The organism is Deinococcus cellulosilyticus NBRC 106333 = KACC 11606 (assembly GCF_007990775.1).
GTDB lineage: Bacteria > Deinococcota > Deinococci > Deinococcales > Deinococcaceae > Deinococcus_C > Deinococcus_C cellulosilyticus.
On sequence record NZ_BJXB01000008.1, the window covers coordinates 72,300 to 94,448 of the forward strand.

Consider the following 22,149-nt stretch of genomic DNA (forward strand, 5'->3'; position numbering starts at 1 on the left):
TACGATTATTGACCTTCATGAATCTTGAACCGGGTCAAAACCATCACAGCATTCAAAAACCCTGCTGCTTACACTGAAAACCATGCGTCGCAAGCTTCTTCTTTCACTCTTCATGGTTTTTTTATGCTCAGGAGCCCAGGCCCAGACCTCCAGCCAGATGCTGATTGACACCATCAACACCTTCACCGTGGTGCGGGACCTGAAGGTGCACAAAGACCTCGCTTACGGAGAGCACGGCAGACAGAAACTGGACCTCTATCTTCCAAAACAGAAAGGCACCCATCCCGTCCTGATCTTCGTGCATGGAGGCACCTGGCAGAAATACAAAAAAGACGATTTCAAGTTTATTGGTGAATCCTTTGCCAGGGCAGGTTATGTGACGGCGATCATCAACTACCGTCTGTACCCCGAAGTGCAGTATCCGGCCTTTGTGCAGGACACTGTGAAAGCCTTTCGCTGGATCAAAGACCATGTGGCAGCATACTCGGGCGACCCGAACCGGATCTTTGTGATGGGCCACTCCGCAGGAGGCTACAACGCTGTGATGTCCATTGTGGGATCTGATTTCCTGGCTGCAGAGGGTCTGAAAGCCAGTGATTTCAAAGGGGTGATCGGCATTGCAGGCCTTTATGACATTCCGCCACTGGACGGCATCTTTGCTGAAAACGTGATCCGCAGGGAAGTCATGCCCGTGTACCGGGTCAACGGTCCCCTTCCAGCCTTCCTGCTGCTCAGTGCAGGAAACGACGATCTGGTGATGCCCGAAAATGCCCTCAAACTGGCAAAAGCCCTGCAGGGCAACGGAACACCTGTGGAAACCTTCACCGTTCCAAACCTGGGGCACACCGACATCCTGGCCACCCTGGTGCGCAGGATATCTGGAAACTTTCCTGTTCGGGACATGATTTTGAAGTTCATGCAGAAGCAACTTTGAGGGGCAGAAAGCAGAAGGCAGAAAGCAGAAGGCAGGTTCGCAACGCCACACTTTTAGACTCGGTTAAATACTGCACAAAAAACCCGATCCAAAAGCTGTAAACTGCCTTTTATGTCATCAAGAATGCTGCTGGCCCTGGCCCTTCTCACCCTTCCTCTGGTGGCCCAGGCCCAGACCCACAGTGGAAACCTCAACCTCCTCAACACCTTTACCGTGACCCGTGACCTGAAGTTCCACCAGGACATCCCTTACGGCCCAGAAGCCCGCCAGAAACTCAACATCTACCTGCCCAGACAGAAAGGGACACATCCTGTGGTTGTCTTCGTGCACGGAGGCTCCTGGAAAAGCTATGGCAAAGATGACTTCGAGTTTGTCGGAGAATCCTTTGCCCGGGCAGGATACGTGACCGTCCTGATCAATTACCGTCTGGTGCCCAGTGTCTCCTACCCTGCCTTTGTGCAGGACACCGTAAAGGCCCTGAAATGGACCCGTGAGCACATCAAGGACTACGCTGGAGATCCCGAAAACATCTTTGCTATGGGCCACTCTGCAGGGGCATACAATGTGGCAGAAGCCCTGGTGAACACCTCTCTTCTGGAAGCAGAAGGCCTGAAGGCCACAGACTTCCGGGGTGTGATTGGTCTTGCTGGACCTTATGATTTTGACCCCAAATACACTCCAGGGGTCTTTGGCACTTACCTGCAAGAACAGGTGATGCCTGCAAACCACGTCAAAGGGGACCTTCCTCCATTCCTGATCCTGGCAGCAGACCGGGACGAGCTGGTCGGGCCTGAAAACGGCTTCAATATGGTCCGTGCCCTGCAGAGAAATGGCACCCCTGTGGAGTCGGTCACCTTCCCCAACATCAACCACGGTGAGATTGTGGGAGCATTGATGCGGCGACTCTCCGGGTTTTTTCCACCTGTCAGGGAGACGGTTCTGGACTTCATGCAGAGGAATCTGAAAAAGTGAAAGCCTTAAACAAAAACACCCCTTGCGGGGTGTTTTCCAATCATGTGTTCATCTGGCAAGTTCAATCGGGGTTGACCACTTATTGCTGCTCCACTTTCTCGTACTTCACATCCTGCATTTCCTGATCTTTTTTGAGTTTGTAGGGGTTCAGCAGGGCAATCACCCCGGCCATGATGATGAAGAGTGGCCACACCCGGCCCCAGTCCAGATCAAAGATGAAGATGCTGCCCACCAGAACCAGGGGCAGTCCCTGGGCCACTTTGGCTCCCACTCCGGGGGTGTAACCAACACTTTTGTATTCTTCGTATGCGCGGAACCACTGGTATGCACCAGGAATCAGAATGAAAAGCGCCCACCAGTGATCAAAGCGCAGTCCCAGACCAAAGATCAAAAAGAACAGGACGCCAATGCCAATCAATTTCCATGCTTCTTGTTGTTTGCGGGTTTCCATGACCTCACCTCTTCCTCAACAGTACTTCTGACTGAATGTTTCAGGTACCCTCAGAAGTCACTGCTCTGATATGACATACGTCATGCACCGGGAAGAGGTTGCCTGCCATCAATGTCTGCATACCCGTGGTCCAGAGCGATTTGCAGCACATCGAGCGATTTTCCACTGAAATTGAGCTTTTCGGGATTTCGGTAGAGGGCAGAAACCGCCATTCCCACGTACTCCGGGCTGTGGGAGTTGCTGAGGTCAAAGAAATTGGACTTGATGACGGACTCTGTACGAACCAGCCCAGGATGCAAGGCCACCACCGAGAGCCCATGGGGTTTCAATTCATGCGCCATGCACCTGGTCATGTGGTCACTGGCGGCTTTGGCTGCCCCATAGGCCACCCCCATGTCCACCTTGTGGGAAGCAATAAAGGAGATGTTGGCAATCAGGCCTGCCTGAGTCTTCAGCATCAGGGGGATGGCCAGACTGGTGGTGACGTACTGCACCCGCACACCTGCATCAAACATGCGGTCCCAGCGGCTCAGGGGAGCGGTCCAGAAACCCTGCTCCTCCCAGAAACGGGTGCCATCCCAGTAGTGCTCGTATCCTCCCCAGGCATTGTTCACCAGGATGTCCAGTCTCCCCTGCTCCTGCTCGATGCGCTGGATCACCGCCCGGGTCTGGTCGTCGTCTGTGTGGTCGCACTGGTGAAAGAACCCGGTGCCCCCCAGGGCTTCAATGTCCTGCTGGGTGCGCATCAGGCTTCCAGGCAGATCCACACTGGCCTCTCCTTCATTTAAGGTGCGTCCTGTGAAATAGACCACTGCTCCCTGCTGTGCCAGTGCCAGCGCCACTCCTTTCCCCACACCCCGAGAAGCTCCAGTCACCAGTGCCACTTTCCCTGTCAGTTCGCCCATGTGCATCCTCCAGATTTTGTTCTGTGCTTAATCAGGGTAGGTGTTTCACGTGAAAAACAAAATAGCAGGGATGGCTTAATGCAAAAACCCCCTCCAGAACCTCAGAGGGGGTGTAGGGGCAGACCGTCGGTTCGCCCTGAAGGTCAGGAATTTAAATGTCCACCTGAGCGTACTTGGCGTTCAGCTCAATGAATTCCCGTCTGGGGGGCACTTCGGTTCCCATCAGCATTTCAAAGACCTCGTGGGCCAGTTCAATGTCTTCAAGTTTCACCTGCTTGAGCTGGCGGGTCTCGGGATTCATGGTGGTTTCCCAGAGCTGGTCGGGGTTCATTTCACCGAGGCCTTTGAAGCGCTGGATCTCGTACTTCTTGCCGTTTTCATTGGCGGTGTCCACCAGGGTACGAAGCTGTTCTTCGTTGTACACGTAGGTTTCATTGTTCTTGCCACGACCTGTGCTGAAGCGGTACAAGGGAGGCTGGGCGATGTACAGGTGGCCCTGCTCGATGAGGGCACGCATGTAGCGGAAGAAGAAGGTCAGCAGCAGGGCAGCGATGTGCCCACCGTCCTTGTCGGCGTCCGTCATGATGATGATCTTGTGGTAGCGCAAATTGGAAAGGTCAAAGTGGGCGTTGTCGCCTGTGCCTTCCACACCCGCACCGATGGCACTGATCATGCTGCGGATTTCGGTGTTCTTCAGGATCTTGGTGAGCTGTGCCTTCTCGACGTTCAGGATCTTCCCACGCAGGGGCAAGATGGCCTGGAAGCGGCGTTCCCGGCCCAGTTTGGCGGAACCACCTGCAGAGTCCCCTTCCACGATGTAGAGTTCAGACTCGATGGGGTCGTTGGAGGAGCAGTCAGCGAGTTTGCCGGGGAGGTCGTCGCTTTCCAGGGGGTTCTGGCGGCGCACGAGGTCACGGGCCTTGCGGGCGGCTTCACGGGCACGGGCAGCATCTGCAGCCTTCTCGACGATGGTTTTGCCCACTTTGGGGTTCTCTTCGAGGTACTGGGTGAGCTTCTCGTACACGATGCTCTGAACGGCCGTCTGGGCTTCCTGGTTGAGGAGTTTCACCTTGGCCTGGGATTCGAACATGGGATCAGAGAGTTTGACACTGATCACGCAGTTGATGCCTTCGAGCAGGTCATCACCGGTGGGCAGGGGGTTGCCCTGCTTGATCAGGCCTTTGCTCTTGGCATAGTTGTTGAGCACACGGGTGTAGGCGGTTTTGAAACCTGTGAGGTGGGTTCCACCGTCCCGGTTGGTGATCATGTTGCCATAGCAGAGGATGCTGCTGTTGTAGGCGGTGGAGTGGATGAAAGCCACTTCCACTTCCACACCTTCAAGCTCACCCTTCATGAGGATGGGGGTGTCGTAAATCAGTTTGCCTTCATGCACCAGGCTTTTGGCGTAAGCCGCCACTCCACCCGCTTCATGGAACTCTTCGCGTTTGGGGGTATCGGGGCGTTCATCGGTCAGAACGATCTTGAGGCCAGTGAGGAAGGAAAGTTCACGCAGGCGGCGACGCACCCGATCATAGTCGTAGTGGGCTTCGATGCCTTTGAAGTAATCGTTGTCTGCCAGAAAATGAACGCGGGTGCTGTAAGTCACATCGCTGGGGGTGTTGCCCAGAATCTCGAGTGGCACAGCCAGTTCACTGTTCTCAAAACGGATGTGATAGAGCTTGCCATCTTTGTTGACATGCACATCGAAGTAGGCACTCAGGGCATTCACCACACTGGAACCCACACCGTGCAAGCCACCAGACACCTTGTAAGCATTGCTGTCGAATTTGCCCCCGGCGTGAAGCTGGGTGAAAATCACTTCGATGGCAGGCTTGCCCTCGTCTGGCATGATGTCCACTGGAATGCCACGTCCGTTGTCTGTGACGCTGACAGAACCGTCCTTGTGAAGGGTCACAGTCACTTCATTGGCATGACCGGCCAGACCCTCATCAATGGCGTTGTCCACAATTTCAGTCAGAAGTTGATGGTAACCATCAATGCCCGTTCCGCCCTGAATGTACATCCCGGGGCGTTCACGAACGGCTTCAAGTCCTTTCAGGACGCGAATGCTTGACGCGTTGTATTCAGTGGTCATTGTGCTCCTTTTTGTCGGGTTTGAAGAAGGGTGCAACTTCATCCCTAGCCTTACCAGTATATCAGGTAAAACGTAACTTGGCAAATTTTTTTCTGTTATTAGCGTAATAAACCGGGTCAATTTCACGGCGACTCCGGTGAGAAAAATGATGTTCCAGAAAATAAAAACTGAATTACCTCTCAGGGAACAACATGGCTGGAGACCCCCTCACCATCCAACCCACAGATTATGCTCACAGCGAATTTCCCGAACCTGCAACTCCAGAACCAGGGCAGGGCTGCAGCCCTGCCCATCACACCGTTTCAACTGGCTGCTTTTTTGTATTCCCAGAAATGACTTTCCAGCGTTCCAGACACTCCATCAGCAACTGAGGGGCCATGAACATGCAGAGCCACACCCCAAAAAGCCACCACATCAGGGTTGATCCAGCCAGATGGGTCCCCAGGGCAGCCAGAAAAGGACCGTCGATCAGGGTGTACCACCAGAGTCCGGTCAGCACCCCGAGCCCCAAATAGAGCAGCCTTGCAGCTTGCAATTGAACCGGGAAGTTCAGACCCAGCCAGAACAAGGCAGCCCAGGCACTCCAAAGGCGAGGATCACGATGTTCAGGCCATGGATGACCCAGCAGCACACCTCCTGCCAGCACCAGACCCATGGAGAGCCACCATGCAGCAGAGCCCCTGTTCCTGGCCCTTACAGCGTGCCACAGACCCACACCTGCCACCACCGCCACCATCGGCCAGCTTTTGTTCCATTGAAGCAAAAGAAACCACATCAGCGGCCAGCAAGCAGCCTTTACAAACAGATCGGCAGTCACCCGGGGCAGGAGCAGACTTCTCAAAAACCATCCCAGCAAAGCACCATAAAAGAGCACATTTCCCAGAAAAGGCCAGATGTATAACCGCCTTTCCTCAGAGGTCATGAACGCTTCCTGAATGTACAGCAGAGGAAAACCCCATTGCTCGGTGGGCTTCATGCATTCAGGCAAGCAGTCCATTCCCTCAGGTGCAGTGCCATGAAAGTAATGCACCTGCAAAGAGAGAACCGCCAGAACCACAGCCCAGTAGAGCACAAAAAGCCACCTGAGCATCCTCTTGATCATGATCACCGCATGCGGTCGCGCACTTCCGCCAGGGTTTCTTCAAAAGCATCCAGAAAGGCATCTTCCAGCACATGGTCCCGCACGAGATCAATGTCATCGGTGGCAAGCAGTTTGGTCCAGCGCACCCGTGCCCCATACGCCCGGTAAACGTTGCCTTTGGCAGCAATGTAACGGGCCGCAAACTCCACAGCCTCTTTTGGATCTCTGGTGGGTGCGATGGTCATGTCGTTGCGCAGGCCCCCGTCATCGTTGACCAGAGAGCAGGTCACCTCGATGCGCTGTCCTCTGAGGTTCAGGAAGACCTGGTCCACCCGCCACATGCTGGTGGCGCGAATGGGCCTCACTTCCTGCCTGTACTTGCGTCTTGACATCTTTCACCCAGAAAAAAGCGAGGAGGGTGTCCTCGCTGATCGTTTCACTTTAACAGATGAAGCACCCTGCAATTAGGGCTTCACCCACTCTCTGGGCTGCTCGTGTCCCACAAGCACCCGGCCCACCCCTTCTGCAAGGGCTTCAAGTTCAAGTTCTCCAGGGATGACCACCACAGGGGCAATCCAGGAGAGTTTCTCCTCAATCATGTCCACGAGGGAAAACCAGCGGGCAATTCCACCGGTGATGGCAATGGCATCCGGGCGGCCTGCCACCACGCTGTAAGACCCGATGTATTTGGCGACCTGATACACGAAAGCCTTCACAGCCAGTTTGACCTGCGGCTCGTCCTGGCGCTGTTCCAGCTCCTTCAGGTCCGCTGTTCCGGTCAGGCCCTTGAAACCAGACTCGAACAGCAGCATCTGCTCAACACGGGCACGGGGATACTGGTAAGCCAGATCCAGCAATTTGCTTAAAGGCAGCATGCCTGTGCCGCTGGGAGTGAAAGGACCTTCTTCCAGATGGGCTCCGGTGGTGTCAATGGCCCGTCCCTTGCGGTAGGTGGTGATGCTGCTCTTGTTGCCCAGGTGGGCCACCACGATCACCGAATCGGTGAAGCGCTTCCCGACTTCGTAAGCCGTGCGGCGCGCCACTGCCTTGGCATTCAGAGCATGAAACAGACTGGTGCGTTCTGCTCCAGGAAACCCACTGATGCGGGCTTCAGGGAGGAGTTCATCCACACTCATGGGGTCCACGACGTAGGCTTCAACGCCAAAAGCTTTTGCCACCTCTAGCGCCAGAGGCGCACCCAGGTTGGTGATGTGGTCTTTGTAGGGGGAGTGAATGGCAAAATCCGAAAGCTCCTGGGTCACCCGGTAGGTGCCTGCAGGAAGCGGCCCGAGAATGCCACCCCGGCCCACCACCGCCTCGGGTCTGGGCCACCCTTTGATGCCCTGCCAGATCTCCTGCCGGATCAGGGGAAGCTTCTCGATGAAGGGAACAGGCAGATCCGGATGGGACACCTCGCGCTTCTCGAGTTCGACGCGGATGTTGCCAGGGAGACTCGGATTGTCACTGGGCTGGATGTGCGCGAGGGCAAGTTTGGTACTGGCAGTGCCAGGGTTGATCACATAAGCAATCATGCGTGGCTCCATGTGCCGCTAAGCATCTGCTTCACTCTAGCACTTTTGGGCACAAAAAGGAGGGGCTGAAATGGGAACAGATGCCGAGGGCCGAGGGACGAGAGCCGAGGGCAAAAGCAGGAAAGCAAAGGCTCTGGCACGGAAAAACATTTACCATTCTTTCCTTTGAAACGCCTCGCATCCACATCCATCTGAAGCCAAAGCAAAAGCCTATCGGTTCGCTCTCGGCCCTCGTCCCTCGGCCCTCGGCAATCCTTCATACTCCCTCAATGCCCTTTCCTCCGCCGGAATCCTGACCCGCATCACCAGTGCATTCAGGACAGAAAAAACCAGAGCCGTCCACCATGCGCCCACGACCAGAGGGGTGATCAGGATTTCAAGAGCCACCACCACATAATTCGGGTGTTTCAGGAAACGGTACAGGCCGCCTGTGACCTTCTGGCCCCCAGGGACAATCAGGATTCGGGTGTTCCAGTAGGGACCCAGGGTGGAAATCACCGAGTACCTTAAGAGTTGCAGGATCAGGTAGGCCACAACAGCCCACCCCTGGACCGGTGCATCACGGAAATAACCTTCCAGGGTGAAAGCCAGCATCCACAGTGGATGCAACACAAAAAACATCCAGTAATGCTCCCGACCGTATTCTTTTGCTCCTCTGGATCTGGCCCAGGCTTCATTTCGTTTTGCAATACGCAGTTCCAGCAGGCGTTGTGCAGCCACCACCAGCAGCAGGATGATTGAAGGCATGGTCTCCTTGATTGATGTGTGAATTCAGGGCACCCTGAAGAGCACATGCTCGGCGCAGAAACCGGGACCCATGGCTGTCAGGATACCGCACCCGGGCCTCAGGGGGGACTCCAGATACTTCTTCAGCACGAAAAGCACCGATGGACTGCTCATGTTCCCGAAATGCCTGAGCACCCACAGGGTGGCGTCCAGATGTTTCATGCACACGCCTGTCACCTCACTGTAGGCTTCAATCACCTTGACCCCTCCCGGGTGCAGCACATGATGTTTCAGGTCCTTGCGCTCCAGACCGTGGGCCTCACAGGCATTCTGCAGGCTTTCAGGCATGACTTCGCGCAGGAGGGTGGGGATGTCGCGAGAGAAGCGCACTTTCAGGCCAGACTCCAGCACATCCCAGCCCATCACATCCTCGCTGTCGGGGATCAGGGAACTGTGCCCCCCCAGGATTTCGATGCCTTCGCCTGAGGAGGACAGCACCAGTGCTGCTGCACCATCGGCAAAGAGGGCTGCACCCACAAAGTTGCTCTTGGAGTGGTCCTCCTTGATGAAGGTCAGGGAACAGATTTCCACGGCAATGAGCAGCACATGTTTTTTTCCACTGTTCACGAGGTCTGCAGCTCTGGCGAGTCCTGCGGCCCCTCCGGCACAGCCCAGGCCCCACACGGGAATCCTCTGGGTGCGAAGCGGGAGCCCGATGGCCTGGATCAGTTTTGCGTCCAGGCTCGGGGCACTGACAACGGTGGTGTTCACAAAAACCAGGGCTTCGATGTCCTCGGGGTGCAGACCTGCCTGGGAAATGGCCTGTTCTGCTGTTTCGATGCTGAGCTGCAAAGCCATTTCGCAAGCTGCAGCATTCTTTTCCGGGAAACTGTGGTCCTCGCCATACCACTCCAGCGGCTTTGAGACGGCACGGGTGTCAATCCGGGCGTTGCGGAAGATCTCCATGTGCCTTCTGGAGACGGCGTATTTTGGGAAAAGGTGGGCAGCGAACCTCTCCACGTCCTGCTGCCGGAGCAGGTGCGGGGGATTGGCTGTGGCGATGCTGCGCAGTATGGCCGTCAATCATCCTCCTCGGGGGTGTCGCACGTTTCCCGGAACACAAACTGCGAGAGGCGCTTGCGTTCCCGACTGTTCCAGTCGATGCTGGGCCGCTTCGGATCATCGGGAAGATAGCCGAGTCGGTACACCGCCATGAGCTCCAGACTCTCAGGAACCCGGATGAGGTGCTGTATCTCCTGCCACGCTTCGGGAATCTCCATGGGCGTGCTTACAAACTGGATGCCCATCTTGAATTCCTGGATGGCAAGCCAGATGTTCTCGATGGCGGCCCCCATCCCAAAAATCGAATAAAAGCCGCTGAGCTGATCGGGAACATACTCGGTCTTGTCGAGCAGCACGGCCATCAAGAGGGGACTTCCGGCAACCAGTTTGCGGTTGTCTTCTCCCAGGCGCTTTGGCACCCCCAGGTTGCGCATGACGCTCAAACCTGCATCACTGAAAATCTGGCGGGTGAAAGGCTTGAGGGGGGCAGGGAGGTGGTCAATGAAAATCCCATCCCGCCTTTCGTCCATCTCTTTCTGGGAAAACCGGAAGTACCTGCGATAACGCTCGAAAAAGATGCCCCTCTCAATCAGTTTCTGCATGCTCTCACCAGCAATGGCCCCAATGCGCTCAATGGTGTCCCGGTTCTCAATCAGCACGAACCGCCAGGGCTGGGAATTGAAATGACTTGGTGCAGCAGAAGCGAGCTTCATCAGCATGTGCTGGTGTTCTTTTTTCACAGAATCGGGTTTGAATGGTCCATTGGTGGTGCGGCGGCCCAGAATGCCCTGAAGCAGACTGAGGTCAGATAACACTTTTGTCATTTGGTTGTCTCCTTTAAACGTAAAAACCCCACCTGCTGACCATGAACACCAGATAAAGCCCACCCACCACGAGGGGCAAAATGACATGCCCGACCCTTCTGGGACGCATGAGTGGCATCAGGCCCCACAGGAGCAGAGCGAGGAACAGAACAGCATGCCGCACCTCCCACCACACCCACAGGCAGGACAGCACGACCAGTGCATAAAGCACATGATGCAAAGCCCGGTACCGCAGCCTGAAAAGGTTCATTTGCAGGCCCAGTCCGAGCAGAAAATTGATGAGGTAAAACCCTCCTGCAAACCACATGCTCACAGGCATGCTTCAGTATAAGCCGGGTTTTTCTCCCGCAGGATTGTGCAAAACTTCATCTGCAGGTTGGGGCACAATCCGGGTGAGCACAAGGCATTGCTGATGGTATGGAGCGATCAGCTTTCAGCCCTCAGCGTTCAGCCCTCAGCAAAAGAGGTCTTGATGCCTTCGCAGCAGGCAAACGACAAGCTGAAGCTGTGCTGGAAAGCAGGGCTCTTGTTTTTATGCCTCTGGCAAAAGTTCTTCTGTGTTCTGGTGGTGACCGCTGACGGCTTTCTCAGGCGATGCTGCCCCTCAGAAACTTCGCGCTGTCCCTGAAGGCAAAATTCAGCCAGACTTCGAAATCTGGGTGAGCAGGTAATCTTCAGGGAAGGCATGCACAAACTGCCAGATCAGGTCCTGGTCCCCTGATCGGATCAGTGCCTCGGTGATTTCTGAATGCAGGACTTCACGCTGGCTTTCCAGGAAAGGGCTGTCCGACCTTGGAAGCAACACCCCTTTGTAGAGGCCCAGGGCCTGTTGCAGCATGCCCCCACGGATCAGGTCCCGGACCGCTTGCACATCGGTGTAAACAGGGACCGTCAGGCGGTAATGCTTCAGGCTGATGCCTCCCTGCAAAGCCTGCCTCAGGCGGCTCAGTTCCACCTTCAGGGTCGATGGGCTCACTTCATCCTGTGGGTAGAGGGCTGCATAAAGCTCCTCAAAGGACATGCCTTCCGGTCTCAGGGCCAGAATGAGCAGGATCTCGGTCTGCCTGAGGGTCAGTTTCAGCGGCTGGTGGTTGAAGCGCACACTGATGGTGCCGCACACATTGAGAGACAGGAACTGGTCTGGAACCATGCGCTGGTGGGTCACGGCCAGCACCCGGTTCACCGAACTGGCCAGGGTCTGCACGATGGTGAGGGCCAGAGGGTTGGCGTTCTCCCAGGTGCTGCTCAGGTCCACCACCCCCAGCACCCGCCCTGTGGCCGGGTGGATCACCGGAGCGGAATAACACACCCAGTCGTGCACCGCCTGCACAAAATGCTCTGCGGAGAACACCGTCTGGGGTTTGCGGGTGTGCATGGCGAGGGCCAGGGCGTTGGTGCCCACCTCACTCTCTCCCCAGTGGCCTCCGGGCACAAACCCGACCCCTTCGGAGATCCGGGCCATGCGAGGGCTTGCTGCACTCCAGAGCAGCACCCCCTCCTCATTGCTGATGGCGGCCACGAAATCCCCCTGCTTCGCCAGGTCCGAGAGGTTGGGCAAGATGGGCTCGCAGGCACTCGACAGTTCACTTTCCAGCCACCAGCGGTACGCCAGATTCATGTCCATGACCCGGGGACGGGGCTGATCGGCAGCCACCCGACCCCTGGAGCGGTCCCAGGAGTGCAGCACTTCCAGACGGGTGTCCGGTTGCAGACCCTGCTGGTACTGCAGCCAGGCATGTTCCAGTTTTTTGCGGCTCAGGCCCAGTTCGTTCATGGGTGTTTCCTCCAGACCATTGACAGTCAGGCTTTCGTGGATGGGGTGAGTTCAGTGTACTCCTCTTCGGTGAGGAGCCTGGAACGGATCAGAAAACGCACCCCCAGCGGGGCTTCCAGACTGAAACCACTCCCTCTGCCCTGCACCACATCCACGGTCAGGTGGGTGTGCTGCCAGTACTCGAACTGGCTTTTGCTCATGTAAAAAGGGGTGTCTCCCAGATGCCCGAGCAGCACATCGCTGTCACCAGTCTGGAATTCATCTCTGGGGTAACACATCGGGGCACTGCCATCACAGCAGCCCCCACTCTGGTGAAACATCAGGGAACCATGCTTCTGCTGCAGGGCGTCAAGCACTTCCCGGGCCTGTGGGGTGATGTCTACGCGGTTCATCTGGACCTCCTGTCCTGAACGCCAGAGGGTCCTTTCCCAGAAGGCAGGAAAGGACCAGAGCGTGAAAGGGTCAAAGGCTCAGAAGAAGCCCAGGGGTTTGGTGCTGTAACTCACCAGCAGGTTCTTGGTCTGCTGGTAGTGGTTCAGCATCATCTTGTGGGTTTCGCGGCCAATGCCAGACTGCTTGTAGCCCCCGAATGCGGCATGTGCAGGGTAGGCGTGGTAGCAGTTGGTCCAGACGCGGCCCGCTTTGATGCTGCGGCCCATGCGGTAGGCGGTGTTCATGTCACGGGTCCACACCCCTGCCCCGAGACCATAAAGGCTGTCGTTGGCAAGGGAAAGGGCTTCTTCGGTGTCCTTGAAGGAGGTCACAGCGACCACTGGACCGAAGATCTCCTCCTGGAAGATGCGCATGCGGTTGTGGCCTTCAAAGATGGTGGGTTTCACGTAGTACCCGTCTTTCAGGTCCCCTTCCAGCACGTTGCGGCTGCCTCCGGTGCGCACAGTGGCCCCTTCCTGGCGGCCAATGTCCAGGTAGGAGAGGATTTTTTCCAGCTGATCGTTGGAGGCCTGCGCTCCGATCATGGTGTCCATGCTCAGGGGGTCTCCCTGGATGATCTTCTCGGTGCGCTTCACCACCCGGTCCATAAAACTGTCGTAGATGGATTCGTGGATCAGGGCGCGGCTGGGGCAGGTGCAGACCTCCCCCTGGTTCAGGGCGAACATCACGAAGCCCTCCACGGCCTTGTCCAGAAAGTCATCGTCCTGGGCCATGACGTCCGGGAAGAAGATGTTGGGGCTCTTGCCCCCGAGTTCGAGGGTCACGGGAATGATGTTCTGGCTGGCATACTGCATGATCAGGCGTCCGGTGGTGGTCTCACCCGTAAAGGCCACCTTGGCGATTCTGGGGCTGGTGGCAAGGGGTTTTCCAGCCTCAATGCCAAAACCGTTCACCACGTTCAGCACGCCGGGAGGCAGCAGGTCCTGAATGAGTTCCATGACTTTGAGGATGCTCCAGGGGGTCTGCTCAGCAGGTTTCAGCACCACACAGTTTCCGGCAGCCAGCGCAGGGGCCAGTTTCCATGCAGCCATCAGGATGGGGAAGTTCCAGGGAATGATCTGCCCGACGACCCCAAGCGGTTCATGGAAGTGGTAGGCCATGGTGTCGTGGTCCACTTCACCGATGGAGCCTTCCTGGGCACGGATCACGCCTGCAAAGTACCGGAAGTGGTCAATCGCCAGGGGCAGATCTGCAAAAGTGGTCTCTCTGAGGGGTTTGCCATTTTCCCAGGTTTCAATCACTGCGAGGTCTGCGAGGTTCTCTTCCAGACGGTCTGCAATTTTTAAGAGGATGCGGGAGCGCTCGGTGGTGCTGGTCTGGCCCCAGCGGTCTGCAGCACGGTGGGCTGCATCCAGTGCCTTCTCAATGTCTGGAGCGGTGGAACGGGCAATCTGGGTGAAGGCCTTCCCGGTGACGGGACTGATGTTCTCAAAATACTGGCCTTCTGCGGGGTCCTGCCACTCTCCCCCAATGAAATTGCCGTACCTGGTTTTCACTTCAATGGGGCTGCCTTCGGTTCCGGGACGGGGGTTGGACACGGGTTTTGCTACGGTCATGTGGGCCTCCTGCGCGCGAAGTTCCACCCGGGGTGTCTCCCTGATGGAGTGAAAAAAAGGAAGATGTCAGAACCACTTTTTTGCTGTTCTGAGATCAACACGTTGTTGGGTTTTTTCAGGGTAGAAAATGCAGGTTGGTTGGTGGTTGGTGGAACCTTCAACCTGAAGGTGAAGGGGCACATGATACCTGTCACTGGTGGTCTCCCTGCAGGATGGCTATGCTTGTGCTGTGTTCCCGGGTTTCTCTTGCCGGGCCTCATGGACTGCCCCATGATTGAAGACCCATCCTGCCCACAACTGCCCTTTTCTGTGGCCCGCAGCGACGCTGGAGCGAGAAAATGCTGAGGGCCGACCCCATCCGCTGGCACAGGTTTCTGTCGTGGCCGTGGTTGCTTTTTCTGGTTTTTCCGTTGCAACAGTTTTATGCCCAGCCTCGCCTGTGGACAGAGCAACTCACTTTTGGGGTGCTGCTGCTGGGTTTTGTCTGTCTGTATCTGGTGGTGTTTCGCACCCTGTTCACCACCCGGCCCCTGGAGCCTTTCCCAAAGTGGAATCTGGTGGGGATTGGCTGGTGTGTGCTGTCGTTTTTTCTGATCCTGCCCTGGTGCGGCTGGACTGCTGCCACTGGATTTCTGTCCTACGCCGTGGCAATGGGGGCTTTTCAGCGCAGTGTGAGGTTCAATGTCAGCACGGTGCTGTTGATCGTGCTTTTACTGCTCTGGCTGATGGTGTCACAGGATGTGCCTGCTGCAGCCCTGGCAGGGAACCTGTTCATCTGCATTTCTGTGGGTGTGGGGAACCATTTCGGGTACCGCGCCATGTCCTCTGCCCTGGTCCAGAAGCAGACCCAGCCTGCAAAGGAACATCTGGCCCAGGTGGCGGAGCGGGAACGCATTGCCCGTGACCTGCATGACCTGCTCGGGCACACCCTCAGCGTGATCGTGCTGAAATCAGACCTGGCTTCCAAACTGATGGAGCGCAATGCCGAGCGGGCAAAACAGGAGCTTCAGGAAGTGGAAAAGATCTCTCGCGAAGCCCTCACCGAGGTGCGTCTGGCCGTGCAGGGCTACAAGGGCACCGACCTGAAAAGCGAACTGGGACGCATCAAAATTGCGCTGGATGCGGCTGGAATCCAGCTGGAGCATCTGGAAGAAGCTGTGGAACTCAGCCCTGAGCAGCAGGGCACCCTGCAACTGGTCCTCAGGGAAGCCATCACCAACATCATCCGCCACGCAAAGGCAAAAACCTGCTGGGTTTCTCTGCAGAACGTTCATGCAGGTGTCCTGCTGATCATCCAGGACGATGGTGTGGGCATCCAGAATCCCCAGGGAAATGGCATGAAGGGCATGCGGGAACGCACCGAAGCCCTGGGAGGCAAGTTCTCCGTGAAAAGCCATCCAGGTCAGGGAACCACCATCGAGATCCTGATTCGTTCATGAAACAGGTTGCAGGACATACCGCACATACGGCAACCCTCTGAAATCAGGCAGGTCCTGATCTTTGATGAATCCCAGACGCTCATAAAGCCGGTATCCATACCCTGCCTGCTGACTGGTGTGGAGGCCCAGATGGGTGGCCTGATCCTGTCTGGCCTGCTCGATGCACCACTCCATCAGGCGGCGGGCATGGCCTTTTCCTCTGGCTTCAGGATGAACCGCCAGAAAGCGCAGGTAGGCCCACTGGTCCGGGAAATAGGGATGTGGAGCTGCCCCAGGAGAGAAATAAGCCACACAGGCCTGCAGGTGTCCTTCCTCTTCAATCACGGCCCAACGGGCCTGAGGATTGCGTTCCCAGGCCTGACCCAGACCTGCCCTCATGGTCTGCCAGCCTTCTTCTCCCACAAATGGACGGTATTCCTGATAAGCCGCCACACAGAGGTCTGAAATCTGTTTTGCATCCTGAACATCGGCCATTCGCAACATGCTTCCATGTTCTGCAGAAATCCCGGGGCATGCAGGTTCCTGTATAGCAGACGAAGGTGCAGTATGATCGGTCTGATGTCCGGCCTCACCGACCTGCCCACCGAGGCACAACTGAAGGAATTGCGTCAGCCTTCTCTGGGACGCCTTTTGCTCAGGGCCAACCGTGCTTTTTCCAGCAAGGCCCTTGCCCTGCTGAAGCAGCATGGGTACAGCAATCTGACCCTGGCGCACACGGCCCTCCTTCCCCATCTGGACCTGCAGGGAAACCGCCTCACAGCCCTCACCGAGCGCACCGGACTCACCAAGCAGTCCATCAGTCAATTGGTTGCAGAGCTCGAATCCCAGGGGTTTCTGGAGCGCATCCCTGATCCCACAGACCGCAGGGCCGTTCTGGTCCGTTTTACAGCATCTGGCTGGGAGCTGTGCCAGCTGTCTTCCAGGGTGGTGCAGGAAACCGAAAAGGCCTTTGAGGAGATGATCGGGCCTGCCGAGCTTGCCGCTCTGAAGCAGATGCTTGAAAAAATCACCGATTGAACCTGCTGGATCAAATGGTCAGCCTCCTTGACAATTTAGTCAGTCTACCTTACCTTTTAGACAGACCCATTGAAAGGAGAATTCCCATGCTTCATCCCGGAGAGCTTGCTCCAGCATTCCAGACCCAGGATTTCAGAGGTCAGACCGTCCAGCTTTCAGACTTTCACGGCCAATTCGTGTTGCTCAGCTTTTTTCGCAATGGTGCCTGCGCCATGTGCAACCTGCGGGTCCACCAGTTGATCCAGCAACAGCCCGCGTTCAAAGCAGCAGGCGTCCAGACCATCACTGTTTTCGAATCAGGATTGCAGAGCATTGAGGAGCATGTCGGGCAGCAACAGGCCCCCTTCCCCATCCTGCCCGACCCGCAGGCAAAGCTTTATGACCTCTATCAGGTGGAAACCTCAGAAGCCAAAATTCAGGCCACCATGCAGAGGCCTGACCTGCAGGAACACATCCAGGCTGCAGGAGAAGCAGGTTTTGTGCTCACGCATGAAGAGGGCAGCAACTTTCACCGCATGCCTGCCGACTTCCTGATTGGACCGGACCAGAACATCTGGATGGCCCACTACGCGGATTACGTCTATGACCATCTGCCTCTTGAGGCCATCTTCAGAGCCGTAGAGGAAGCCAAAACAGCTTTTTCCTCCTGATCCCTCGCATCCTGAAGATGGTGCTGAACAGTAGATCGGCCAGCACCATCTTCAGGGCAATAAAAAAATCGGCTTTCGCCGACTGATAACTACAGTTTACCCTGATATGCATTCTGTGTCAAGCATATTCATGGCAAGAAATTTTAGCAGAGGCAGTTCAGGTCGGTTTCCTCTGGTGGACAGCAAAGTTGATGCTCCTGCATCCCAGAGCTGATGGCTGAAAGCTGACTGCTGAAAGCTCTACTCAAACCCGCGCATACCTTCCCCCGGACAGTTCCATCACCACCCCGGAGAGCGTGAGCATCATCAGGTTCACCTGGGCCTCCCCTGCATCCATTCCGGTCAGCACCAGCACATCGTCCAGCGTTCTGGGAGCATCCAGGGCGGTGTAAATGCGGGCCTGTTCTTCTGGAAGTTGAAGATCAAGTTTCGGCAGGGATTTCCAGCCCATCTCCAGCAGGATGTCTTCTGCTCCCTCCACCAGCACGGCCCCCTCACGCAGCAACTTGTGTGGCCCTGCAGCCAGAGGGTCCCCCGCTCTGCCAGGAACAGCAAACACCGTGCGTCCACACTCCAGTGCAGCATGGGCGGTGATCATGGAACCACTGGTCACCTCTCCCTCGATCACCACACTCCCTGCACTCAGGGCCGCAATGATCCGGTTGCGCTCTGGAAAATGATGGGACATCGGGCGGGTCCCCAGGGGATGCTCCGACACCAGCACCATCTGTGGGACCAGTCTGCGGTTCTCTGAAGGGTAGATGTTGTCCACACCGCTTCCCAGCACACCCACCGTCACCCCACCCGCCTCAATGCAAGCCTGATGGGCCGCCGTGTCAATGCCACGGGCCAGACCGGACACCACCATCACCCCAGCCTGCGTGAGGTCCCGACTCAGGGAACGGGCAAACTGCAACGCCCAGGCACTGCACTTGCGGGTCCCCACCACCCCGATGGCCTTCGGGACCACCTCCAGCATGGGCAGGTCTCCCCTCACCCACAACACTGCAGGAGGATCAGAGAGTGCCCTCAGTGCCCTGGGATAATCTGGATCGGTCAGACCCAGCAGACGCACCCCCACCTTTCTGGCCCGTTCCAGTTCCAGTGCAGCCCTCGCTGCAGCCTCACTGGAACCCAGATGCTGCAATACCCTGGAATCCATCCCCTCGATGCCCCTCAGGTCTGCAAGCTTCGCCTTCAGGGCCTCCTGCGCATTCCCGAAATGCTCAACAAGACGCCGGATGCGCCTGTTGCCCAGCTGCCGGGTGAACTTAAGATTCAATAAAGCCAGCAATTCACTCACCCTTCCAGCATCCCCGAAAACACCCACTGGAACCAGAGAAAAAACCCCTGGCTGGAAGGCCTAAATCAGGGTGCTTATCCCTTACTCATGGGGGTGGTATAATATATATGGTGCCTCTGGGGACGTAATGGTTTCGACGGGGTATGCTGAAGGTAGAGTTGCGTGTCGAGGTGCCGTTGGCCTCGTTAAAAAGCGGCAAGCCATTAACTGGCAGAAATCTTCAAATGGGCTTCCAGCCCGCACTTCGCGCTGCTTAATTGACAGCACAGTGACTGCACAGCCCAGCTGATGGCGTTGCAGAAACTGACATAAAAGTCAGCTAGTCCAGGTTCATGCCTCTACGGCCTGAGATGAAACCAAGTTGAGGATTGCGCGAAAGCGGCCGGTTCAGGGGCAGGCCCAGCGTGAAATAAAAATACCTGAGCTACACACGTAGATGCTTGCTAGAAGGTGCCTCGGACGACGGTTCAATTCCGTCCGTCTCCACCAACAAACCTGGGATTTCAATAAGGAATCCCAGGTATTTTTTTATCAATGACCATCTCCTATAAAGAATGCATGATCACCGAATTTGACCTCACTGAAATTGAAGTGGCATGGCTGGCAGGCTTGCTTGAAGGTGAAGGCAGTTTTTTGGATGCGCCTCCAAGCTCACCCAGGAGCCCGCGCCTGGTGGTGTCCATGACCGATCTTGATGTGATTGAAAAAGTGGCAAGATGTTTTGGGGTTTCATACGTCAAAAATGATCGAAGAAATCCTGAGCGGTGGAAAACGTGTTATGTGGTAAAGATCTCTGGAACCCGTGCCATGGCAATGATGAAGCTGGTCTACCCATATATGGGCCAGCGCCGCAGACAAAAAATTGATGAAATTCTTGGAAAACATGGAAATCTCACACCCAAACACAAACTCAGCAAAGCTCAGGCCCAGGTCATCCTGACCCTCAAAGGCACCGCTCCCGCCAGAGAAGTCGCCTCTAAATTCCAACTGCACATCAAAACCGTGGAGCAAATCTGGAGTGGGAAGCGCTGGGCTCAGCTTCAGGAGGGTTCGCCAAACCGGCCCAGTCCGCTGTCCATCACTGCAGAGACCGTGTCCTCCACCTGATCGGGCAGCACGAATCCCAGCAGCAGCAGGTTCGCCAGCCCCTGAACGGTGCTCCAGAGGGCCAGCACCTGGATGCCAGGGTCGTCTTTCCTGAGGGCTCCTAGGGCCTGGGCTTCCAGCACCAGTCGGGTGAGCAGGTGGATGGCTTCCTGGCTGACTTCGCGGAGTCGGCTGCTCATGTTCTGGAAGTTGCACACGTCGGTGCGGTTGATGAACTGGTATTCGGTGGAGCGTTGCAGGGCAAAACGGATGTATGCCTTGCCGAGTTCCTTGATTTTCTCTACCGGATGGGTTTTTTCAGGCAGGGCTTCGACAGCAGTCTGCAGGGTCTGGGAAAGGTGCCTCAGGCACTCAATGGTGGCCGCCTCGATCATGGCTTCTTTGCTTTCAAAGTGGTGGTAGGGGGCAGCGTGGCTGACCCCGGCTTTTTTGGCCACCTCTCGCAGGGAAATCTGGGCAAGGGGGGTGTCCTGGGCCAGAGACAGCAGGGCCTGAATGAGGCTGTCCCTGAGCTGTCCGTGGTGGTAGGGCCTGGATCTTGACATTGGAAATATTCTAAACCCAGCGGTGCAGTCAGCCGCCTTTGCGGGTTCGGGCTTCATGCCTGCGCACTGCGGTCTGGTGGGCCTCTTGCAACAGAACCATCACCTGTTCAGAAGTTTCAGGTCCGGGATTGAGCACGCACACCCACGACATGGCGGCGTAGACCGGATGCGGCATGATCTGGTCGAGTGCTGTGAAGTCATGCCCGGTCTGAATGATGCCGTTCCCCTCAGGCATGGGGGGCTGTTTGCCAAAGCGCCTCTGGTAGGTCTCGGGTTTCAGGCCGATGTTCAGGCGGTAGATCCCGGGGCGGCAAAGCTGGGAGGCCTGATCGTTGTCGTCGTTGGTCATCAGGGTGGCAAAGGGCATTCTGTCATCCAGAGTCTGGTCTGGATCTGGGTGGTAATAGAAGAAGTGATTCTGGCTGGCTTCCAGCACATGTACGCCTGAGAGGGTGCTTTTGATGGTTTCGATAAGGGTCTCTGCATCCATGGTGAACCTCCTGAGCAGGATGGCCTGCTTCATGGTGTGGATCTGGGGCTTTGTGATGAAATGTGGCGGCAGGACAGCATTTCTTCTGACTGTCCTGCCTTCATCATCCCTGAGAATCATGTGCAAACTCCGGGACATTTGCTTTAATTTTTCTTCATGTTGGTGGGTGAGAGCCTGAAATCCATTCCCGAAAGGAGTGCATGGAGCCTCGTTACAAAAATGAAATGTCACTGGCCTTTCTATCACCAAAGAATGCTACTGTTTTGAGGATGAACATGCAGGTGGTGCTGGGCGCAGGAGGGGCAGTGGGTCGGGCGGTGGTCCGTGAACTCATCTCCCGCAATGCCCGCATCAAGGCCATCACCCTGAACATGCCAGATCGGGTGGTTCCAGGCGTGCAACATGTGCGTTTCAATCCAGCCGAGCTGAGCAAGCACTTTCAGGAAGCGGCAACGGTGTACCACTGTGCAGCCCCAAGCTATGGCCGCTGGGCACAGGACTACCCTGTGCTGCAAAGGCAGGTTCTCGCTGCCCTGCAGGGCACGGAGGCCACCCTGGTCTATGCGGACAACCTGCTCATGTACGGCGTCCCCAGAGCCCCTCTGGAAGAAACCCATCCCCACAGCACCGAGCAGCCCAGAGGAAGATTGCGCTCCCAGCTGGCACAGGCCCTCCTGACTGCACATCACGAAGGAAGGGCAAGAGTCGCCATTGCCAGAGCCTCCACCTTGATCGGACCTGAGGTGCATTCCTCCTGGACCAGCGAGGATTTCTTTCAGGAGGTGCTCTCCCGGAACACCCTGCGCTGGCCCGGAGACCTGCAGAAACCGCACAGCCTGACCTACGTGCAGGATTTTGCAAAAGCCCTCGTGCTGCTGGGTCAGGGGCAGAAGGGTCTGGGCGAAGTCTGGCATGTCCCCACCGATCTGACCTGCACAGCCCTTGAACTCGCAGACCTGCTCTCAGACTTGACCGGGCACCCTGTAAAACCCCACCAGGTCCCCTCCATCCACCTGTGGGTGAAAAGCCAGCTTTCCAGGGTGCATCCGACCCCACTGGATCTGGCCTACCAGTTCAACACACCTTTCATCGTGCAGGGCAGAAAATTTCAGGAGGCTTTTGGCTTCCAGCCGACCCCCAGAAAACAGGTGCTGCAAGAAACGCTGGAGCACCTCCGGCAGAAGGGCTAGCCCTTGCATCCGCCAGCATGCAGGGTTGACCCCCCTGCTTTTT

General features: G+C 56.5%; 24 protein-coding genes and 1 other RNA gene. 8 read left to right on the top strand and 17 right to left on the bottom strand.

From position 1 onward, the window contains the following. Window positions 1-82 precede the first annotated feature (82 nt). Window positions 83-934, top strand: coding sequence for an alpha/beta hydrolase (locus DC3_RS10375; protein WP_146884297.1), 852 nt, complete (start codon window positions 83-85; stop codon window positions 932-934). 111 nt (window positions 935-1,045) lie between these two features. Continuing rightward, on the top strand, window positions 1,046-1,906 hold the full coding sequence (locus DC3_RS10380) for an alpha/beta hydrolase (RefSeq protein ID WP_146884298.1): 861 nt from the start codon (window positions 1,046-1,048) through the stop codon (window positions 1,904-1,906). Between the two features lie 79 nt (window positions 1,907-1,985). Here the strand turns inward: DC3_RS10380 and DC3_RS10385 are convergent, their stop codons facing one another. From DC3_RS10385 to exaC, 13 genes are all read right to left on the bottom strand, one after another. Further along, window positions 1,986-2,357: a hypothetical protein gene (locus tag DC3_RS10385; protein WP_146884299.1), complete on the bottom strand. Its 372-nt coding sequence runs from the start codon at window positions 2,355-2,357 to the stop codon at window positions 1,986-1,988. Between the two features lie 80 nt (window positions 2,358-2,437). After that, complete coding sequence (locus DC3_RS10390; protein ID WP_146884300.1) at window positions 2,438-3,262, bottom strand: SDR family NAD(P)-dependent oxidoreductase; 825 nt, start codon at window positions 3,260-3,262, stop codon at window positions 2,438-2,440. Between the two features lie 151 nt (window positions 3,263-3,413). Further along, a complete protein-coding gene (locus DC3_RS10395; RefSeq protein WP_146884301.1) occupies window positions 3,414-5,357 on the bottom strand; it encodes a DNA topoisomerase subunit B in 1,944 nt (647 codons plus the stop codon). Window positions 5,358-5,649: 292 nt separating this feature from the next. Continuing rightward, window positions 5,650-6,459, bottom strand: a complete 810-nt coding sequence (locus DC3_RS10400; protein ID WP_146884302.1) for a hypothetical protein — start codon at window positions 6,457-6,459, stop codon at window positions 5,650-5,652. A gap of 2 nt (window positions 6,460-6,461) precedes the next feature. Next, on the bottom strand, window positions 6,462-6,830 hold the full coding sequence (locus tag DC3_RS10405; RefSeq protein WP_146884303.1) for a hypothetical protein: 369 nt from the start codon (window positions 6,828-6,830) through the stop codon (window positions 6,462-6,464). Window positions 6,831-6,902: 72 nt separating this feature from the next. Next, window positions 6,903-7,970, bottom strand: a complete 1,068-nt coding sequence (locus DC3_RS10410) for a butyrate kinase (RefSeq protein WP_146884304.1) — start codon at window positions 7,968-7,970, stop codon at window positions 6,903-6,905. 210 nt (window positions 7,971-8,180) lie between these two features. After that, a complete protein-coding gene (locus DC3_RS10415; protein ID WP_146884305.1) occupies window positions 8,181-8,717 on the bottom strand; it encodes an isoprenylcysteine carboxyl methyltransferase family protein in 537 nt (178 codons plus the stop codon). A 24-nt stretch (window positions 8,718-8,741) separates the two neighbouring features. After that, the gene (locus tag DC3_RS10420; protein ID WP_146884306.1) at window positions 8,742-9,779 is read right to left on the bottom strand and encodes a type III polyketide synthase; all 1,038 of its coding nucleotides are present in this window, start codon (window positions 9,777-9,779) and stop codon (window positions 8,742-8,744) included. After that, a complete protein-coding gene (locus DC3_RS10425) occupies window positions 9,776-10,582 on the bottom strand; it encodes a nitroreductase family protein (protein WP_146884307.1) in 807 nt (268 codons plus the stop codon). The genes DC3_RS10420 and DC3_RS10425 overlap by 4 nt, the downstream gene beginning before the upstream one ends. A gap of 13 nt (window positions 10,583-10,595) precedes the next feature. After that, window positions 10,596-10,901 (bottom strand): hypothetical protein, encoded by a 306-nt coding sequence (locus tag DC3_RS10430; RefSeq protein WP_146884308.1) that lies wholly within the window; start codon window positions 10,899-10,901, stop codon window positions 10,596-10,598. 318 nt (window positions 10,902-11,219) lie between these two features. Further along, complete coding sequence (locus DC3_RS10435; protein WP_146884309.1) at window positions 11,220-12,356, bottom strand: GAF domain-containing protein; 1,137 nt, start codon at window positions 12,354-12,356, stop codon at window positions 11,220-11,222. A 26-nt stretch (window positions 12,357-12,382) separates the two neighbouring features. Then, window positions 12,383-12,748 carry a DUF779 domain-containing protein gene (locus DC3_RS10440; protein ID WP_146884310.1) on the bottom strand — a complete coding sequence of 122 codons (366 nt, stop codon included), beginning with the start codon at window positions 12,746-12,748 and terminating at the stop codon, window positions 12,383-12,385. Window positions 12,749-12,826: 78 nt separating this feature from the next. Further along, window positions 12,827-14,365: an acetaldehyde dehydrogenase ExaC gene (gene exaC, locus DC3_RS10445; RefSeq protein ID WP_186815955.1), complete on the bottom strand. Its 1,539-nt coding sequence runs from the start codon at window positions 14,363-14,365 to the stop codon at window positions 12,827-12,829. A 338-nt stretch (window positions 14,366-14,703) separates the two neighbouring features. On the opposite strand from exaC, the gene DC3_RS10450 reads away from it, so the two are divergent. Continuing rightward, the gene (locus DC3_RS10450) at window positions 14,704-15,804 is read left to right on the top strand and encodes a sensor histidine kinase (protein WP_146884311.1); all 1,101 of its coding nucleotides are present in this window, start codon (window positions 14,704-14,706) and stop codon (window positions 15,802-15,804) included. On the opposite strand, the gene DC3_RS29090 is transcribed toward DC3_RS10450, so the two are convergent. Further along, window positions 15,799-16,287, bottom strand: coding sequence for a GNAT family N-acetyltransferase (locus DC3_RS29090; protein WP_186815956.1), 489 nt, complete (start codon window positions 16,285-16,287; stop codon window positions 15,799-15,801). The two genes, DC3_RS10450 and DC3_RS29090, sit on opposite strands and share 6 nt — an antisense overlap. A gap of 63 nt (window positions 16,288-16,350) precedes the next feature. On the opposite strand from DC3_RS29090, the gene DC3_RS10460 reads away from it, so the two are divergent. Next, entirely contained in the window at window positions 16,351-16,821 is a 471-nt protein-coding gene (locus DC3_RS10460) for a MarR family winged helix-turn-helix transcriptional regulator (protein WP_186815957.1), read from the top strand. A gap of 86 nt (window positions 16,822-16,907) precedes the next feature. Next, window positions 16,908-17,471 carry a redoxin domain-containing protein gene (locus DC3_RS10465; RefSeq protein WP_186815958.1) on the top strand — a complete coding sequence of 188 codons (564 nt, stop codon included), beginning with the start codon at window positions 16,908-16,910 and terminating at the stop codon, window positions 17,469-17,471. Between the two features lie 244 nt (window positions 17,472-17,715). Here the strand turns inward: DC3_RS10465 and dprA are convergent, their stop codons facing one another. Then, window positions 17,716-18,774, bottom strand: a complete 1,059-nt coding sequence (gene dprA / locus DC3_RS10470) for a DNA-processing protein DprA (RefSeq protein ID WP_246130624.1) — start codon at window positions 18,772-18,774, stop codon at window positions 17,716-17,718. A gap of 118 nt (window positions 18,775-18,892) precedes the next feature. Between dprA and ssrA the strand changes: the two genes are divergently transcribed. Together ssrA and DC3_RS10480 are read left to right on the top strand one after the other, a co-directional pair. After that, window positions 18,893-19,263: a transfer-messenger RNA gene (gene ssrA, locus DC3_RS10475) on the top strand. Between the two features lie 69 nt (window positions 19,264-19,332). Next, entirely contained in the window at window positions 19,333-19,881 is a 549-nt protein-coding gene (locus DC3_RS10480) for a hypothetical protein (protein ID WP_146884315.1), read from the top strand. On the opposite strand, the gene DC3_RS10485 is transcribed toward DC3_RS10480, so the two are convergent. Continuing rightward, complete coding sequence (locus tag DC3_RS10485) at window positions 19,815-20,426, bottom strand: TetR/AcrR family transcriptional regulator (RefSeq protein WP_186815959.1); 612 nt, start codon at window positions 20,424-20,426, stop codon at window positions 19,815-19,817. The genes DC3_RS10480 and DC3_RS10485 overlap by 67 nt on opposite strands. A gap of 28 nt (window positions 20,427-20,454) precedes the next feature. Beyond that, on the bottom strand, window positions 20,455-20,916 hold the full coding sequence (locus tag DC3_RS10490) for a DUF6194 family protein (protein WP_146884317.1): 462 nt from the start codon (window positions 20,914-20,916) through the stop codon (window positions 20,455-20,457). 275 nt (window positions 20,917-21,191) lie between these two features. Between DC3_RS10490 and DC3_RS10495 the strand changes: the two genes are divergently transcribed. Continuing rightward, window positions 21,192-22,106 carry an NAD-dependent epimerase/dehydratase family protein gene (locus DC3_RS10495; protein ID WP_186815960.1) on the top strand — a complete coding sequence of 305 codons (915 nt, stop codon included), beginning with the start codon at window positions 21,192-21,194 and terminating at the stop codon, window positions 22,104-22,106. The last annotated feature ends 43 nt before the right edge of the window (window positions 22,107-22,149 follow it).

What these genes read in the sequence shown, in the direction of transcription:
- DC3_RS10375 (WP_146884297.1), top strand. Translation starts at nt 83, where the DNA reads ATGCGTCGCAAGCTTCTTCTTTCACTCTTCATGGTTTTTTTATGCTCA.
- DC3_RS10380 (WP_146884298.1), top strand. Translation starts at nt 1,046, where the DNA reads ATGTCATCAAGAATGCTGCTGGCCCTGGCCCTTCTCACCCTTCCTCTG.
- DC3_RS10385 (WP_146884299.1), bottom strand. Translation starts at nt 2,357, where the DNA reads ATGGAAACCCGCAAACAACAAGAAGCATGGAAATTGATTGGCATTGGC.
- DC3_RS10390 (WP_146884300.1), bottom strand. Translation starts at nt 3,262, where the DNA reads ATGGGCGAACTGACAGGGAAAGTGGCACTGGTGACTGGAGCTTCTCGG.
- DC3_RS10395 (WP_146884301.1), bottom strand. Translation starts at nt 5,357, where the DNA reads ATGACCACTGAATACAACGCGTCAAGCATTCGCGTCCTGAAAGGACTT.
- DC3_RS10400 (WP_146884302.1), bottom strand. Translation starts at nt 6,459, where the DNA reads ATGATCAAGAGGATGCTCAGGTGGCTTTTTGTGCTCTACTGGGCTGTG.
- DC3_RS10405 (WP_146884303.1), bottom strand. Translation starts at nt 6,830, where the DNA reads ATGTCAAGACGCAAGTACAGGCAGGAAGTGAGGCCCATTCGCGCCACC.
- DC3_RS10410 (WP_146884304.1), bottom strand. Translation starts at nt 7,970, where the DNA reads ATGATTGCTTATGTGATCAACCCTGGCACTGCCAGTACCAAACTTGCC.
- DC3_RS10415 (WP_146884305.1), bottom strand. Translation starts at nt 8,717, where the DNA reads ATGCCTTCAATCATCCTGCTGCTGGTGGTGGCTGCACAACGCCTGCTG.
- DC3_RS10425 (WP_146884307.1), bottom strand. Translation starts at nt 10,582, where the DNA reads ATGACAAAAGTGTTATCTGACCTCAGTCTGCTTCAGGGCATTCTGGGC.
- DC3_RS10430 (WP_146884308.1), bottom strand. Translation starts at nt 10,901, where the DNA reads ATGCCTGTGAGCATGTGGTTTGCAGGAGGGTTTTACCTCATCAATTTT.
- DC3_RS10435 (WP_146884309.1), bottom strand. Translation starts at nt 12,356, where the DNA reads ATGAACGAACTGGGCCTGAGCCGCAAAAAACTGGAACATGCCTGGCTG.
- DC3_RS10440 (WP_146884310.1), bottom strand. Translation starts at nt 12,748, where the DNA reads ATGAACCGCGTAGACATCACCCCACAGGCCCGGGAAGTGCTTGACGCC.
- exaC (WP_186815955.1), bottom strand. Translation starts at nt 14,365, where the DNA reads ATGACCGTAGCAAAACCCGTGTCCAACCCCCGTCCCGGAACCGAAGGC.
- DC3_RS10450 (WP_146884311.1), top strand. Translation starts at nt 14,704, where the DNA reads ATGCTGAGGGCCGACCCCATCCGCTGGCACAGGTTTCTGTCGTGGCCG.
- DC3_RS29090 (WP_186815956.1), bottom strand. Translation starts at nt 16,287, where the DNA reads ATGTTGCGAATGGCCGATGTTCAGGATGCAAAACAGATTTCAGACCTC.
- DC3_RS10460 (WP_186815957.1), top strand. Translation starts at nt 16,351, where the DNA reads ATGATCGGTCTGATGTCCGGCCTCACCGACCTGCCCACCGAGGCACAA.
- DC3_RS10465 (WP_186815958.1), top strand. Translation starts at nt 16,908, where the DNA reads ATGCTTCATCCCGGAGAGCTTGCTCCAGCATTCCAGACCCAGGATTTC.
- DC3_RS10480 (WP_146884315.1), top strand. Translation starts at nt 19,333, where the DNA reads ATGATCACCGAATTTGACCTCACTGAAATTGAAGTGGCATGGCTGGCA.
- DC3_RS10485 (WP_186815959.1), bottom strand. Translation starts at nt 20,426, where the DNA reads ATGTCAAGATCCAGGCCCTACCACCACGGACAGCTCAGGGACAGCCTC.
- DC3_RS10490 (WP_146884317.1), bottom strand. Translation starts at nt 20,916, where the DNA reads ATGGATGCAGAGACCCTTATCGAAACCATCAAAAGCACCCTCTCAGGC.
- DC3_RS10495 (WP_186815960.1), top strand. Translation starts at nt 21,192, where the DNA reads ATGCAGGTGGTGCTGGGCGCAGGAGGGGCAGTGGGTCGGGCGGTGGTC.